This window comes from Mucilaginibacter sp. GW822-FHT03E02, assembly GCF_058801545.1.
This window is the reverse complement of sequence record NZ_JBXANJ010000003.1, coordinates 20,426-35,226: the sequence shown is the minus strand read 5'-3', so window position 1 is coordinate 35,226 and position 14,801 is coordinate 20,426. Positions and strand designations below refer to the sequence as shown.

Here is a 14,801-nt window from a genome sequence, read left to right as displayed (position 1 = left end):
TATACCCGTCGCTTTTTGCTTTAATGAAAATACCTGAAACGATCTGGATCCGGGAATTAAAGGATTTTATTGAACTTATATTTCCACCGCCGGATGAACAAACACTTTCGATTTAATTTCGGCGCCGGCTTTACCAAGTGTAGCGGCCACCGAGCAATATTTATTTAATGATAACTCAACCGCGCGGGCCGCTTTATCCTCATCAATATCGCCATACAGGTGAAATTCAACTTCGATATCCTGCCATAACGATGGTTCTTTGCCGGCTTCACGCTCGCCGTTAACTACCATTTTATAGTCCTTTACTTCCTGGCGTTGTTTTTTCAAAATGCTGATAACATCAATTGCCGAGCAGCCTGCAAGGCCCATTAATAGCATTTGCATCGGGCGTATCCCAAAATCTTCGCCACCACTTTCGGGGCTGCTATCCATTTTTACAGTGTGACCAATGGAATCAACGGCCTCGAAGCCGAAATCGCCATGCACACGTTTAAGTTCTATTGTGGCCATAGTATTAAATTTATAATGATGCTAAGTTAGGTAATTGTTGGCGTTTGCAAATAATAGCCGATGATTGTTTACGCTGTTATTACCAAAAAAGTTTTAAGCCAATGATTTCCTGTCCTTTACCGGAATAACCAATTTTAAACCCGACCAAATTTCGTCTACAGCACAAACCTTTATATCAACCAGTCCTATTTTAAGCGCGAAATTACGGATCACGTCTTCTGTAATATCGGTAACCACTTTTGATGCTTTTTTGGGCCATGAAACCCAGATTATGCCATCGGGTTTTATTTGCTTCATCAATAACGACAAATTAGTTAAAAACTCATCCTGGCTTTTGGTGAAAAAATGGACCAGGTCTTTTTTAATACCGGCATCGTTCACAAAGTAAACTTCGGGCGGCATATCGGTAAATAACTGCAAATAATAATCGGGGGCATTAATCAGCATTACTGTTGCCGAAGCCTTTATGCCCAGTTTTTTTGCCAATGGAGTGCCGGAGTATCCTGCCATATTAATCAGATCGTTTTTAAGTGATGCATTAAATGTTCAACATAATCATTAGCCAGCCATTCAACGGTTTGAAGGTTGGGTTCGCCTTTGCTATTATCGCAACGGGCGGTCAGTCTATCGGCCGGGTAGTTTTCCCAAACCCTTATTATTTGTCTGTTAAGTAAAATCCAAAGATCAAGCAGTTCTTTAATATCAACATCCTGGTAATGTTGTATGGCTACATATTTATCCTGTTCGTAAATCAGTTTAAAATTTTCTTCATAGGTACAGCGCACAAAACGCTGCAGGTTTATTTGGGCACTGTCAATCAGGTGGCCAATCACCTCTTTTTTAGACCATTTACCGGGCGCAGGTCTTAAATCCCAATTGTCATCCTGTGACCTTGTTTGCAAAAAATCGGTTATAGCGGTGTTTAAAATGGCAGAAGTGGTAGTCATTGCGTGTTTTTTAATTCAGTATTTAAAGATTGTTATTTCATATTGAAATACAAAACCATTAACTTCAAAGCCTTAAAGATACATATGGCCCTTAATTATATCTGGATAGCATTTTTTTTGATCGCATTTGTTGTAGCACTTATCAAGCTTGTTTTTTTTGGCGACGTAGAGGCTTTTAAATTGCTCGTTGATGGTATTTTCAATTCGTCAAAATCATCTGTAATGGATATTGCTTTGCCGCTAATCGGGGCAATGGCTTTTTGGCTGGGTATATTAAACGTGGGCGAAAAAGCAGGCGCAATAAATTTTTTGTCGCGCCTGGTAGGGCCATTTTTTAGCCGCCTTTTTCCCGATGTGCCTAAAAAGCATCCTGCCGTGGGTCAAATGCTCATGAACTTTTCGGCCAATTTGCTTGGGCTTGATAATGCAGCCACACCGCTGGGTTTAAAAGCCATGGGGAGCCTTCAGGAGTTAAACGAGGATAAAGAATCTGCTTCAAACGCACAGATCATGTTCCTGGTACTACATACTTCGGGCCTACAAATGCTGCCTGTAACCATTATAGCGCAACGCGCCATTTTAAATGCCAAAGACCCTGCGGATGTATTTTTGCCCTGTATTATAGCAACTTATGCCGCCACAGTCGTTGGTTTACTTATAGTAGCCATTAAACAAAAAATTAACCTTTGGGACAGGGTAATTATTGCCTGGCTTGGCGGCTTAACCGCTTTTATTACCCTGGTAGTTTGGTATTTTACTACACATTTATCGCATGATCAAATAAGTATTGTATCAAAGGTTGTGAGTAACTTCCTCCTCTTCTTCATTCCCGTAGTGTTCATAGTTGGTGGCATGGTGAAAAAGATCAATGTGTTTGACATATTTGTAGACGGTGCCAAGAGTGGCTTTGAAACTTCTGTAAAAATTATCCCCTACCTGGTGGCTATGCTGGTAGGCATCAGTGTATTCAGGGCCTGCGGGGCTTTAGATTATATGAACGATGGATTGCGCTGGGTTTGCGTTAAAGCCGGTTTAGATACCCGTTTTGTTGATGCTATGCCAGTTGCCTACATGAAACCCCTAAGCGGATCTGGATCCAAGGGGATGATGATAGATGTGATGAGGAATTTTGGTGGCCCCGACAGCTTTGCAGGGCACCTGGCATGCATTTTTAACGGATCGGCCGATACTACTTTTTACATTGTAGCATTGTACTTTGGCACTGTTGGCATCAAAAAATCCCGTTATGCTATCCCCGCCGGTCTAATTGCCGATTTAGCTGGAATCATAACGGCCATATTTATTACCTACCTGTTTTTTGGCAATTTAAAATAAGCCGGGCATCTTTATGAATTTTAATCGCCAGCAACTTCTGCTGCGGTTATTGGCAATTATTTGTCCGTGTTTTATATGAAATCAAAAACGCTCCAAATTTTGCTTTTTGCAACGAATTCGATTATTATTTGAAAATAAATGCTATTTTTGATTGAACTATTGAATTTTAAGCAATTATAGGCAATAAAAGCAGGTGAATGAATAAAATATTTACTACAAATTTATTTTTTTTTGCTTTACTTAATTTAGTTGCTTTTTCCGCCTTAGCGCAAACAATAACTATTGGCAATGTAGATGCCGGCCCTTATGCGCCGGGATCGACAATAAGTGTTCCTATCCAGGTAACGGGGCAATGCATCGGTACTGCTAACACCTACAATCTTTACCTTTCAAATGCAAGCGGAAGTTTTGCATCGCAAAAGTTAATCGGCAAATTTACGGGCAACTATGCAACCTTTGTAAACGGTATTATCCCTGCTGGTACTGGTCCAGGCAGCGGTTATTTGGTTAAGGTGGCGGCTACAAATCCAGCGGTTACCAGTGGTGCGTCGGCTGCATTTTCGATTATAGCCGGCACAGGCACTGTTGCAGCTTTAAATTCGCAATCGATAGATGCCAATTATCCCGAAGTGTTTGGTTCATGTTCGGGGGCCAGCAATTCTTCTTACAATTTTATTAATACATCAACAACAGGCGCCACCGTTACTGCAAGTTTTTTCAATGAGCTTTCGCAGGTAATCGAGGCATCGAATGTTGATTTTACCAACAACGGTAATTTTACAGCCAAAACAGCCAATTATACAATTAGCGTAAAAGCTACCGCAGGAGGTATTGTAGGTACCTATACTTATATCCTGGTTAACAACCTGGTTAACAATAGTTTTGGGGTTGAGGGTAGCACTACAGCCTGCCTTGGCAGCGGGGCTACAAATTTAACTTACAACATCGATCCTAATGTAATCAAAAACAACTATCCAGGGCTGCTTTATAACGTTTCCTGGGGCGATGGTACAGCATCCGTATCTTATACCTACTGCCAGATACTTGCAGCCGGCGGCAAAGTTTCTCACGAATATGTTAAGGCATCGTGCGGAAACATAGTTAAAGGCCAAAACAATTCGTTCGAAGTAAAACTGCAACTTATTAGCCCTTTTTGTGGTAATGTAGGTACCCCTGTTGCCAGTTACGCAAAGGTAATAGCGCCGCCAGTTAACCTGCCAGTTGTGCCGGTGGCTGCTTGTGTAAATACAGCGGTAAAGTTTGTAAATAATTCGTTTCCGGGCGATGACCCCAACAGCACATCAACAACGTGCTCAAACACCAAAGCCCGCTATACCTGGCTTGTTGATGGTGTAACCAAACAAGTTAATTACAAATTATCTGATGCTTTCATTTATACTTTTACAACTACCGGTACACATACGGTAACCTTACAATTGCAAAACAACACAGGCTCATGCGCGGTTGCTGATGTTACACAAAGTATTTGTATCCAGGAACCTCCGGTACCAGCGTTTTCGCTGCCTGTTAATTCGGGTTGCATTCCTCTTGCAGTAACGCCGGTAAACACATCAAAAATCGACTCAAATTGTAATAATACCAATAAATACGTTTGGACCGTTACCGGCCCAACGCCGGTAGCTTATGCAAACGGAACAAATGCAAGCAGCCAAACACCCCAGTTTTTGTTTAATAAAACAGGTGTTTACAATATCAAACTGGCCATCTCAACAGTAAGTTGTGGCCTGATAACCGATGCCAATGTACAAACCGTTGTAGTTGATGATACGCCCACGGCTACCCTATCAAAAGACACCGTATTTTGCGGAACAAATACTACCCTTAAGTTTGATAATACCAATAAAAGCGCTACCAAAGTAACATTTTCCGGATCGGCGCAAAACACCGGTGCAACCTACAAATGGACGATAACCGGTGGCGCTTTTACATTTGTTAATAATACCAGTGATGTTTCACAGTATCCGGTCATAAAGTTTAATGATTTTGCCAGGTATACTGTTAGCGTAACTAATACCAACGTTTGCGGAGCACCAGCCAGCAGCAGCCAACAATTAGAATTTATAGCGGCACCAACGGTTACGGCGGGCACCTACCCTGCTGTTTGTGCCGGAACGGATATTAATTTGAATGGTACATCCAATAATCCGTCAATAAAAATGCGCTGGGCCGGCGGTAAGGGTACGTTTAGCGACCGGAACCTGGCGCAAACTGTTTATACACCATCGGCGGCCGAGATAAAAGCGGGCAAGGTTACACTTGTTTTTCAGGGCATAACCACACTGGCTGCCCCCTGCGATACCATAACCGACCCGACAACGATCATCATCAATAAGGCCGACTCAATTACAAGTAAAAACACGGTAACTTCATGTGCAGGAAAGCCGCTTAGTTATAACATCACCGCAACAAAACCCACAACAACATTTACATGGGTGGTTGATGCATCAAAAACCAGCGCAACCGCGGGTGGTTATACGGTAAGTGGCGGCGGCAGCTTTATAAACGATGTTTTAACCAACAGCGATTTAAACGGCAATGCAACTGTAACCTATAATATAATATCAACCAGCCAGGGGTGTGTGAGCGGTGTATTTGTGCTTACCGTAACCATACCTCCGGCTATTGCTACACCTTCGTTCACCAAAGATAACAGTACGGCATGCGGTAATTTGCTGGTTCAGTTCACCAATACTTCGAAGCCTTTAAATAGTGTTTTTTTATGGGATTTTGGCGATGGGTCAACAGATACAGGGATTAATCCGCAACACACATTTTTGGCAAAAACAGATGGGCGGGATACTGTTTATCACATCAGTTTAAGTATTGTAAGCAATTGTAATATAGCCCCTCCCTATCTCGATTCGGTAAAGATAAGCCCTCAAAAACCTATTGCAAGGCTAATTCCAGACAGAGTTGAGGGTTGCTCTCCTTTTATTGTAACAGGCAAAAACTCATCGCCCGGAAAAAACTTACAATACACCTACTACCTGTATGATGGATCGCTGATGCTGGAATCAAAAATATATACCGACAAAAGCGATTTTAAATTTGACACGCCATTAAATACCACGCGTACAAAGCAATACACCATATTCATGGTAGCCCAGGATTACTGTGGTAATACCGATACTACCCTGAAACGCATCATAACGGTATCGGCCCCAACCATTACACCAGATATGTTTTTTCTGGATAATAAAAACAGCGGTTGTGCACCTTTAAATTTAACGTTCGTAAACAATTCATTGGGCGGCGATACCTTTTATTATACTATTTATGATGATAAATACGCTGTAGTAACCAATGTGGCCGCCGGTACCGATAATTTGCCGTACGTGTTTACAAAACCAGGCTTGTATTATATAACCATTACGGCTTCAAGTAAATGCTCATCAGGTGTCGAGTCATCAAAATCAACAAACCGGGTTATGGTATATGATATACCAAAGGCAGGCTTTACAGCATCAGATACCACAGGTTGCCGAAGTGTTACCGCGTTATTCACAAACACAACCTATGCCGACCCCAATACGCAGCCCGTGGCTTTATCCTATACCTGGTATTATGGAGACGGTGCCACAGCAACCGGATTTACCCCGCCGCCACATACCTACAGTTTTAAGAATTCGCCATACACGGTTAAACTTGTAGCTGTTAACCCGCTTACCGGCTGTACCGACAGTTTAGTAAAAAAAGACTATATAAAAGTTACATCGCCTCCTGGCACTGCTTTTACAGCCAATCCGGATACCGTAACCAGTATACCAAATTATCAGTTTCAGTTTGTTGACCAAACTACGGGGGCACCAGCCAACTGGGCCTGGGATTTTGGAGATGGAACTTTAAGCACCCGCCCTAACCCATCTCATACTTATGCCGATACCGGAAAATATAAGGTAACGCTAATAACCAGCACTAAAGATTTTTGCGATAGCGCGGCAACACACTATGTGCGTATAACAGGTATTCCCGGCGAACTGTATTTGCCGAATGCATTTATGCCAACCAGCGGTACAACCGAACTAAGAAAGTTTGCAGCTAAAGGATCGGGCATTAAACAATGGCACCTGCAAATATTTAATGGCTTTGGCCAGTTAATTTGGGAAACCACCAAACTATCAGCCCCTAAAGGCACCCCGGTTGATGGCGACGGTTGGGACGGTACTTTTAAAGGCGTACCGGTAGAGCAGGGCGTTTACGTATGGCAGGCTTCGGCAACGTTTATAAACGGCAGCGAGTGGAAAGGTATGTCGTACAATAATTCATTACCCAAACGAACGGGTGTTGTTCATTTAATAAGATAAATAATGCGCGTTTTGCTCAAAGGATATATCTTGTGGTTAGTAATGCTGTTGTGTAGCAAACCGGCCGTTGCCCAGGACCACATGTATTCGCAGTTTTTTAACTCGCCGGTATACCTTAACCCTGCATTAAACGGGCAGTTCCAGGGCGACTTGCGGATGAACCTTATCTATCGCAATCAATTTACATCTGTGCCTGGCGGGTTTAATTATCTTACTGCATCTGTAGATTACAATATTCCGCAATTTGGTGGCGGGGTTGGCTTGATATTTACCCGGGGCAACGAGGGTACCGCCGGGCTTACAAAAAACAATATAGCCGGTATTTATTCTTATAGCGTTGGTTCTGATGATTTTGTATTGTCGTTTGGTGTACAGGCGGGGATAACCAACCGCACTGTGGATTATGGTAAATTGGTATTTAGCGACCAGATTGACCCACGTTTAGGATACATCCCCGGGGCACCAACAAATGCCGAGTCGCCACGGTTCGACAACCGGTTTTATTTTGACGCCGGCGCCGGGATAAACCTCGCGCTAAGCGATTTTAATATTGGTGGCGCGTTGCAGCATATCAACCGCCCTAATGAATCATTTACCGGTACACCTGCAAAACTGCCTATGCGCGGCACAGCACACGTAAGCTATAGATGGGACCTTAACAAAGATGAGAATCTTGATGAGGACGAGAAAACATTTTTTATTCCATCGGTAGTTTTTTATAAGCAATCAACGGCACAATCAATAAATATCGGGCTGCAATATAAAAGGCATAACCTTAATGCCGGCTTATGGGTGCGTACCGCCGGATCAGGTGGCCCATCGGCTATTACATTTTCGTTGATATTTGATTTGTTTTTAAACAAAGAGAGTGGAGAGAAATTCAGGCTGGGTGTAAGCCACGATGCACCTATTTCGGGGCTCAATTACAGTAATACCAGTGGCACAACCGAAGGAAGTATTGGTTATGAAACCACTCTGCCTTCGCGCACGGATACCTACCACAAATTTGAAGGGGCAAGGCGTTGTTATGATTTTTATTAAGAATTTTATTTATATCTTTATCAGTTATATATCCTGAATTAAGATGGAGAAAATCTATCACAAAGCAAGACCTGACCAGTCTTATCTTAAAGACAAGCAACATAAAAAGAAAACAGCCATGATAGGTGCATGGATGTTGGCGCTTTTTGGAATTATTTTCATGATAGTGGTGGTAAAGTTTGCCACATCAGGCGGTTCATCTGATATGCTTACATTTACCATGTTCCCAAACAGCGATGATGCTTACCAGGTGGCTAAACAGTACATTGCTCCTACTATCAAATCGAGCAACCTGGCTTTTGCCGAAGACCGTTACCAGTTTGCAAAAAAATCCGACTCTGTATTTGTAATCAAATCTTACGTAACGTCAATTGATGAAAAGGGAGCCAAGGTAAAAACCAACTTTCAGATCACGTTAAAATATGACGGAGGCCCCAAAGCAGTGCAGGATAACTGGACAATGATTGATATGAATGAGGTAGCAGAGTAATGCTTCGTTATTCAGCACTATTTGCGATCCATAAAACATCTTAATGTTTTTTTTACGGTTCTTTTACTTTTTATCAGATTAAAACAGGCAAAAGCGAAGGACATTGAATGTAGATAAGCCATTTGGAAAAAAAAATTAAGTCCACAGGCAACCCTTTGCAACATAACTACGTGTTAGTTGCAAACAGGAATTAATTAAACAGGTAGCCCGTATATATGGGAGAAGCAGAACTACAACAATTGATTGCGGGCTGTTTACAGCAAAGCCGAAAAGACCAGAAGATGCTTTATAAAGCGTTTTACGGCTTCGCTATGAGTATATGCCTGCGATACGCCGGCAATAGGTATGAAGCTGCTGAAATCATGAACCAGGGCTTTTTAAAGGTATTTACCAACCTGCAAAAATATGATACCAGCCGCCCTTTTATCGCGTGGGTTGGCAGGATTATGATGAACACTTCTGTTGATTATTACAGAAGCAACCTGAAACTCTCGCTCACCGATGACCTTGATGCCGCCGAGGACATAGGGCATAACGAACTCCCCGACCAGAAGTTAAATTACGATGATCTTATTGGCATGGTGCAACAACTGCCCAACGCTTACCGGACAGTATTTAACCTGTTTGCCATTGAGGGGTTTTCGCATGAGGAGATAGCGTCGAAACTAAATATAAGTACAGGTACATCAAAATCAAACTTGTTTAAAGCACGTGAAAAATTGAAAAATATGGTAATAAATTCCGGCAGGTTGCCGGATAGTAATGCCGGCAGCGGGCAACATACTATTGTGGCTATTGGCACTATAAGCATCAGTATGTCGGTATTGATAGAATTAATAATGAAATGAAAGAGAAACACGAAAATAAACTGGATCAATTGTTCAGGGACGGCTTATCCGGCCCTGAAGACCACTTTGCTTTTCGTGAGGAGGATTGGGAATCAATGGAACAGCTGTTGGATAAAAAATCCAACAAAAAGGCAGGGTTTATCCGCATCATGTATTATGCATCCGGGATTGCAGCTTTATTGCTGCTTGCTTTGGGCTTATACTTTTATAGTAGAACCGATAAAATAGATCCAACCAAATTACAAGGCAAGGTTAACAAAGTTCAAACTAAAACAGGTGATGATAACAAGCATATAGATTCAGTTGATCAACAACGTGGCAACGATACTATTGGTGATAACACCAATAACCTTGCTGCAACCACGCCCGCTAAACAAACAAATATTGTTAAGCCTGCAAAGAGCGATACTATATTTAATAAAGCCCGCAATGTGGCTATAAATGAAGCTGCAGTTAAAAAACAGGCGTTAAAAGTTAAGGTAGGCCCTGGTGGCAGGCTTTACAATAAAGCTGCAAATATGGCAATTAACCGTGCTGTACCTCAAAACGCTGCGCCGAAAACCGAAACAAGTAACAAAGTTATGCAGGGTGACAATGTAACTCAGTTGGCCGCAAACAAAACACAACCGGTAAATCAAATAACCAAAAACAAAACAGCTGGCATTGATACCGTTTTTGATGGCGGTAAAATAGCATCGGCAAGTAATCAGGTAAAAAACAGTATAACAACAAATCAAAATACGGATACGCTTACCGGGAAAGCTAAAGAGCAGGAAGCAAAAAAACAAATGGCTATTGTTAAGGCATCAGCAATAAAAAACAGGCCACAGTTTTCTATCAGCGTATTGGCCGCGTCTGATGCTAATGCGGTAAATTCATTTGGGCATAGCCAAACAGGCACTAATTATGGATTGCAGCTTTCGTTACGGATTACACAAAAGTTAACAATAAGTACCGGAGCAGCATACGCTATTAAGCCTTATTCATCAACACCTACCAGTTATTCGTCTGCGTCTTACAATCCATCAATAACGCCTACTAATATCCAGGCAAACTGTAAGGTACTTGACGTTCCGTTGAACCTCAGCTACCAATTGTATTCAAAAGGAAGCAATACTATTGGTCTGGGGACAGGTTTATCATCCTATTTTATGCTTAAAGAAGATTACAGGTTTGATTATTCGGCCGAAAGCGGTTGGAAGCCACATAACCTGGAAGTACGGAATCAAAACACCCACTTGTTTGGCGTGCTGAACGTAAATGTTAATTATCAGAGAAGAATAAACTCAAAGTTTAGCGCAGTTTTACAGCCCTATATGAAACTACCACTTACCGGTATTGGCAATGGCAAGGTCGATCTGAAATCAACCGGCGTTGCACTTGGTATAAACTGGAATATTGGTTCGGGGTTTAAGCCATAGTCCGAAGTCTTAAGTCTGTAGTCCTAAGTCCTAAAACAATTTTTTAATTTTTTGACTTAGGACTTAGTACTTTCGACTTCAGACTTATTTAATGGTCTACCTTTAACCAGCCCGTAATGCTCATCCGGGGCTTTTGCGTACACAATACCTCATGAACAAGTTCGTTGCTTTTAAAAAATACCGAGCGCCCGTTTTCCGGGCCGATGTTTTGCTCATGATCAGCATGGTGTATGCGCAATTCGCCCCCATCAGCAGCTAACCACCCTGTGTTTAAATACATGATCATTGAATATTTGCGGCTATCATTATTCCTGAACTGATCAAGGTGTTTTTTGTAGAAAGCACCCTTTTCATACAAGGTATAATGAAATTCATAGCCGGTGATACCGGTATAACATGTTTTATTAAGATAGGCAACAAAACTATCCATCAGGTCGAAAAAATCATTTTCGCATGGGGTGTCATGTTTGCGGTCGAGCCAGTAAATATGGTCTCCCCTAACCTTGGTGTCGTGGTTCACGGTTTTATCGTTACCGGTTCCGGCAGATAACAACAAGCTTGATTTAACAAGTGCCAGCAGGTTTAACTTAAGATCGGCAGCAAGCGTGTCGCTTAAAAAGTGATCGGCAATGCCAACCTTGTCAGCAAGATAACTATCGATAAGGCAATTGAATGAGTCTTCCAATAAAGGTGGGTTAGCATGTTGGTCCGGCTAATGCAGGCATGTTGTTAAAGATACCCCTTTTAGTCGGCCCGGCGGCAACATTACTTAGCCAACGCTATAATATCCTTCCCTTCTATCACTTTTTTGGGGTACGGGTGGTCAACTACCTTTATCATCGCGGCAGCCAATTCCTCCAGAGTGCAAAAACCGGCCGGGTAAAGCGCACGGCCAACCGGGAACAGCCAGTTAATATATTTGTAAAAACTGTGGGCATTTTTCAAACCCTTTATCGGTTTTATAAAACCTGGTCTAAAGGCGTACACTTGTTTAAAGGGTAGTTTCATCAGGTCGTTTTCTGTTTTACCTTTTACTGCGGCCCAGCCGTTGCCTTTTTCATTAGTATCTGTGCCGGCGCCCGATACGTAGCAAAAAGTCATGTCAGGATCCTGTTTTGCCAATATTTCGGCCACATGCATGGTGAGTGTATACGTAAGCTTATAATATTCATCGGCCTTTTTACCTACCGAAGTAACACCCAGGCAAAAAAAGCACGCATTATAACCGCTAAGCTGATCACTGATTGGCGAGAGATCAAAAAAATCGGCGTGAATGATCTCCTTTAATTTTGGATGCGATACCCCCGACGCCTTGCGGTTAATCACTAAAACCTGCTCAACATCCGGACTTTGCAGGCATTGGTGCATAAGCCCCTCGCCTACCATTCCGGTAGCCCCAGTAACAATAGCTCTTATTCCTGTTTTCATGTGGTTAAATGTATTTGTATAAAATTAATGCTTTAAAGTGAGGCCGGCACGCGCTTTTTAAAATAAGTTTTCGGCACGCGGGCAACCCTTCCGCCTAAAATAACGATATAGTTAATAGATGTCTGCTGCTTTTTGTATCACTTAAAGCGACAGACACCGACTAACATTACTATAACATGAATCCAATTTCTGTTGTGATCATTACCAAAAACGAGGCCGGTACCCTTGTTAAAAGCATCCCGCTGCTGAAACAGATCAGCGACGACATTATTGTGATTGACAATAACAGTACCGACCAAACCGTGACTATAGCTAACGCATATGGCTGCAAAGTATTTCAAAAAGTATGGATTGGCTATGGCGCCAACAAAAATAAAGGCATTCAGCTGGCGCGATATAACTGGATACTGAGTGTTGATGGCGATGAGATACCCGACCAGGCCCTGATCAACTCGATAAAGGCCATGGCCCGCGATGATGATAAAACTGTTTATGACATAGCCTTTAAAACATATTTTGGCAAAAAGCTTATCCGCTTTGGTAGCTGGGGCCGCGATCACCATATCCGCCTGTTCAACAGGCAACATGTTAAATGGAACGAAACGCCGGTACACGAAACACTGCAACTGCCGGAAAATGTTATCATAAAGAAACTGGCCGGTAACCTGCACCATTATTCAGTAAAAAACCGGGCCGAATACGAGAAGAAGACAATACACTACTCACAATTAAGCGCGATAAAGTACCTGAAAGCAGGGAAAAAGGCAGGCCTGGTAAAGCTGTATTTGGCGCCCGTATTTCATTTTGTGAAGACCTACCTGTTTTTATTGGGCTTTTTGGATGGCAAGGAAGGCTTCATCATCTCGCGGATGGCATTTAAAAATACATGGCTAAAATATTACTACCTTAGTAAAGCTACACAAAGTGTAAGAAATAAACCATTATACCAGCGTGACATACCTGCCATGGCATATAAGCTTAACACCCATGCACGTGTTGAATAAACCGCAACATCGTTCATGAAAAAAAAGCTGGTAATTGATCTTTCGGCAAATACATTGCAGCTTGTCATCAACCAGCTGTTTGGGGTGGTTATTTTTTATGTATTATCTGTAAATCTGGATAAAAACAGCTTTGGGCAGGTTAACCTTGCTTTAGCGGTACTGCTATCTGCATTCAATATCCTTTCTTTTGGTATCGACCAGGTAATTATCAAAAAAGTAGCGCATGGCGATGATGCCCAAACCGTTTTGTCGCTTTATGCTTTCCATGTATTGCTTACCGGCGGTCTGTTTTATGGTATCCTGTTATTAGGCCGGACGTTTTTTATACACGATAATGAAGTATACCGGCTGATACTATTATTGGGCCTGGGTAAGCTCATGATCTTCTTCTCTACACCGCTAAAACAGGTTTCAAGTGGCATGGAGCGGTTTAAAGTATTGGCCTGCATGCTGGTTGTATCTAATGGTTTAAGGGGTACCAGTCTGCTTGTTTTGGCTCTTTTACACCAGGTAAGCGTCGGCACTATAATATGGGTATTTATTGGTGGCGATGTACTTGAATTAGCGGTATCCTTTTATCTTTTCAGGCGTTATGTACGGGTGCCTGTACTTCCGGCCTGGAGAAAGTTACCTTATTTTGCTTTGCTGCGTCAATCAATACCCCAGGTTGGCGTTGTATTAATTACTTCGGCCCTCGCCCGGTTTGATTGGTTGTTCATCGGGTTTATGGTATCGGCAGTTAGTTTGGCCGAGTATAGTTTTGCTTACAAAATATTTGAGATCTCTACCCTCCCATTGTTGGCTATCGCCCCTTTAATTCTTCCCCGTTTTACCAAATTGTTTAAAACAGGCGACCACCAGCAAGGCGATTTTAAATTACTGATCAAGATAGAACTTATTATAGCCGCGTTTACTGCTTTGATTTTAAACATGTGTTGGAACCCGGTAGTTGACGATATAACCCATGGCAGGTATGGTGCAGTTAATACCACCACCATATTTATCCTGTCGCTCTGTTTACCCCTTATGTATCTGAATAACTTTTTGTGGACTATTTTTTTTGTGCAAAACCGGTTAAAAATGATCTTTCAATCGTTCCTGCTCACTTTTGCCGTAAACGTAGTGGGCGATCTGGTATTAATCCCTTTTTACAAAAACGAAGGAGCGGCACTTGCCTTTTTATTGGCCTGTCTGGTGCAAGCTATTTTCTATCTGGCCAATGACAAATCGGGGCTTAAGGGTTCTTTTTATACGCTCATCATTTGTACCGCATGTGCTTTTTTTAGCGGCCTTGCTGCCAAAGCTCTGTTTCAAAACCTATGGCTGGCGGCGACTATTGCAGTAGTTTTTTACGGCTTATCGTTATTAATCACCCGGCAGTTAAAGCAGAATGACAGAGCAGGTCTGATCAGACTACTAAACCGGTAAAATAAGGCATCTTCTTGTTGCACA

Annotated in this window: 13 protein-coding genes; 8 read left to right on the top strand and 5 right to left on the bottom strand. The window is 42.2% G+C overall.

The genetic code is table 11. The annotated features are described in order from the left end of the window. Positions 1 to 75 precede the first annotated feature (75 nt). The 3 genes from AC1RM2_RS32675 to AC1RM2_RS32665 form a co-directional block, all read right to left on the bottom strand. A complete protein-coding gene (locus tag AC1RM2_RS32675; protein ID WP_477358482.1) occupies positions 76 to 510 on the bottom strand; it encodes an OsmC family protein in 435 nt (144 codons plus the stop codon). 93 nt (positions 511 to 603) lie between these two features. Next, positions 604 to 1,020: a DUF3052 domain-containing protein gene (locus AC1RM2_RS32670; protein ID WP_492989326.1), complete on the bottom strand. Its 417-nt coding sequence runs from the start codon at positions 1,018 to 1,020 to the stop codon at positions 604 to 606. 5 nt (positions 1,021 to 1,025) lie between these two features. Then, positions 1,026 to 1,457, bottom strand: coding sequence for a DinB family protein (locus AC1RM2_RS32665; RefSeq protein WP_492989325.1), 432 nt, complete (start codon positions 1,455 to 1,457; stop codon positions 1,026 to 1,028). A gap of 84 nt (positions 1,458 to 1,541) precedes the next feature. Here AC1RM2_RS32665 and AC1RM2_RS32660 point away from each other — a divergent pair, with 84 nt between their 5' ends. The 6 genes from AC1RM2_RS32660 (at position 1,542) to AC1RM2_RS32635 (ending at position 10,917) form a co-directional block, all read left to right on the top strand. Beyond that, the gene (locus AC1RM2_RS32660) at positions 1,542 to 2,792 is read left to right on the top strand and encodes a nucleoside recognition domain-containing protein (RefSeq protein WP_492989324.1); all 1,251 of its coding nucleotides are present in this window, start codon (positions 1,542 to 1,544) and stop codon (positions 2,790 to 2,792) included. A gap of 197 nt (positions 2,793 to 2,989) precedes the next feature. Further along, a complete protein-coding gene (locus AC1RM2_RS32655; RefSeq protein WP_492989323.1) occupies positions 2,990 to 7,117 on the top strand; it encodes a PKD domain-containing protein in 4,128 nt (1,375 codons plus the stop codon). Between the two features lie 3 nt (positions 7,118 to 7,120). Then, on the top strand, positions 7,121 to 8,158 hold the full coding sequence (locus tag AC1RM2_RS32650) for a PorP/SprF family type IX secretion system membrane protein (RefSeq protein WP_492989322.1): 1,038 nt from the start codon (positions 7,121 to 7,123) through the stop codon (positions 8,156 to 8,158). Between the two features lie 43 nt (positions 8,159 to 8,201). Next, on the top strand, positions 8,202 to 8,648 hold the full coding sequence (locus tag AC1RM2_RS32645) for a hypothetical protein (protein ID WP_492989321.1): 447 nt from the start codon (positions 8,202 to 8,204) through the stop codon (positions 8,646 to 8,648). A 215-nt stretch (positions 8,649 to 8,863) separates the two neighbouring features. Beyond that, the gene (locus AC1RM2_RS32640; RefSeq protein WP_492989320.1) at positions 8,864 to 9,496 is read left to right on the top strand and encodes an RNA polymerase sigma factor; all 633 of its coding nucleotides are present in this window, start codon (positions 8,864 to 8,866) and stop codon (positions 9,494 to 9,496) included. After that, positions 9,493 to 10,917 carry a hypothetical protein gene (locus AC1RM2_RS32635; RefSeq protein WP_492989319.1) on the top strand — a complete coding sequence of 475 codons (1,425 nt, stop codon included), beginning with the start codon at positions 9,493 to 9,495 and terminating at the stop codon, positions 10,915 to 10,917. The genes AC1RM2_RS32640 and AC1RM2_RS32635 overlap by 4 nt, the downstream gene beginning before the upstream one ends. Positions 10,918 to 11,005: 88 nt before the next feature. Here AC1RM2_RS32635 and AC1RM2_RS32630 read toward each other — a convergent pair whose 3' ends face one another. Both AC1RM2_RS32630 and AC1RM2_RS32625 read right to left on the bottom strand, forming a co-directional pair. Continuing rightward, the gene (locus AC1RM2_RS32630; RefSeq protein WP_492989318.1) at positions 11,006 to 11,602 is read right to left on the bottom strand and encodes a 2OG-Fe(II) oxygenase; all 597 of its coding nucleotides are present in this window, start codon (positions 11,600 to 11,602) and stop codon (positions 11,006 to 11,008) included. Positions 11,603 to 11,682: 80 nt separating this feature from the next. Beyond that, positions 11,683 to 12,345 (bottom strand): NAD-dependent epimerase/dehydratase family protein, encoded by a 663-nt coding sequence (locus AC1RM2_RS32625; RefSeq protein WP_492989317.1) that lies wholly within the window; start codon positions 12,343 to 12,345, stop codon positions 11,683 to 11,685. Positions 12,346 to 12,521: 176 nt separating this feature from the next. On the opposite strand from AC1RM2_RS32625, the gene AC1RM2_RS32620 reads away from it, so the two are divergent. Then, positions 12,522 to 13,349 carry a glycosyltransferase family 2 protein gene (locus tag AC1RM2_RS32620; RefSeq protein WP_492989316.1) on the top strand — a complete coding sequence of 276 codons (828 nt, stop codon included), beginning with the start codon at positions 12,522 to 12,524 and terminating at the stop codon, positions 13,347 to 13,349. Between the two features lie 15 nt (positions 13,350 to 13,364). After that, a complete protein-coding gene (locus tag AC1RM2_RS32615) occupies positions 13,365 to 14,777 on the top strand; it encodes an oligosaccharide flippase family protein (RefSeq protein ID WP_492989315.1) in 1,413 nt (470 codons plus the stop codon). Positions 14,778 to 14,801 lie beyond the last annotated feature (24 nt).

Coding starts and splice junctions, on each gene's coding strand:
- AC1RM2_RS32675 (WP_477358482.1), bottom strand. CDS start 510: ATGGCCACAATAGAACTTAAACGTGTGCATGGCGATTTCGGCTTCGAG.
- AC1RM2_RS32670 (WP_492989326.1), bottom strand. CDS start 1,020: ATGGCAGGATACTCCGGCACTCCATTGGCAAAAAAACTGGGCATAAAG.
- AC1RM2_RS32665 (WP_492989325.1), bottom strand. CDS start 1,457: ATGACTACCACTTCTGCCATTTTAAACACCGCTATAACCGATTTTTTG.
- AC1RM2_RS32660 (WP_492989324.1), top strand. CDS start 1,542: ATGGCCCTTAATTATATCTGGATAGCATTTTTTTTGATCGCATTTGTT.
- AC1RM2_RS32655 (WP_492989323.1), top strand. CDS start 2,990: ATGAATAAAATATTTACTACAAATTTATTTTTTTTTGCTTTACTTAAT.
- AC1RM2_RS32650 (WP_492989322.1), top strand. CDS start 7,121: ATGCGCGTTTTGCTCAAAGGATATATCTTGTGGTTAGTAATGCTGTTG.
- AC1RM2_RS32645 (WP_492989321.1), top strand. CDS start 8,202: ATGGAGAAAATCTATCACAAAGCAAGACCTGACCAGTCTTATCTTAAA.
- AC1RM2_RS32640 (WP_492989320.1), top strand. CDS start 8,864: ATGGGAGAAGCAGAACTACAACAATTGATTGCGGGCTGTTTACAGCAA.
- AC1RM2_RS32635 (WP_492989319.1), top strand. CDS start 9,493: ATGAAAGAGAAACACGAAAATAAACTGGATCAATTGTTCAGGGACGGC.
- AC1RM2_RS32625 (WP_492989317.1), bottom strand. CDS start 12,345: ATGAAAACAGGAATAAGAGCTATTGTTACTGGGGCTACCGGAATGGTA.
- AC1RM2_RS32620 (WP_492989316.1), top strand. CDS start 12,522: ATGAATCCAATTTCTGTTGTGATCATTACCAAAAACGAGGCCGGTACC.
- AC1RM2_RS32615 (WP_492989315.1), top strand. CDS start 13,365: ATGAAAAAAAAGCTGGTAATTGATCTTTCGGCAAATACATTGCAGCTT.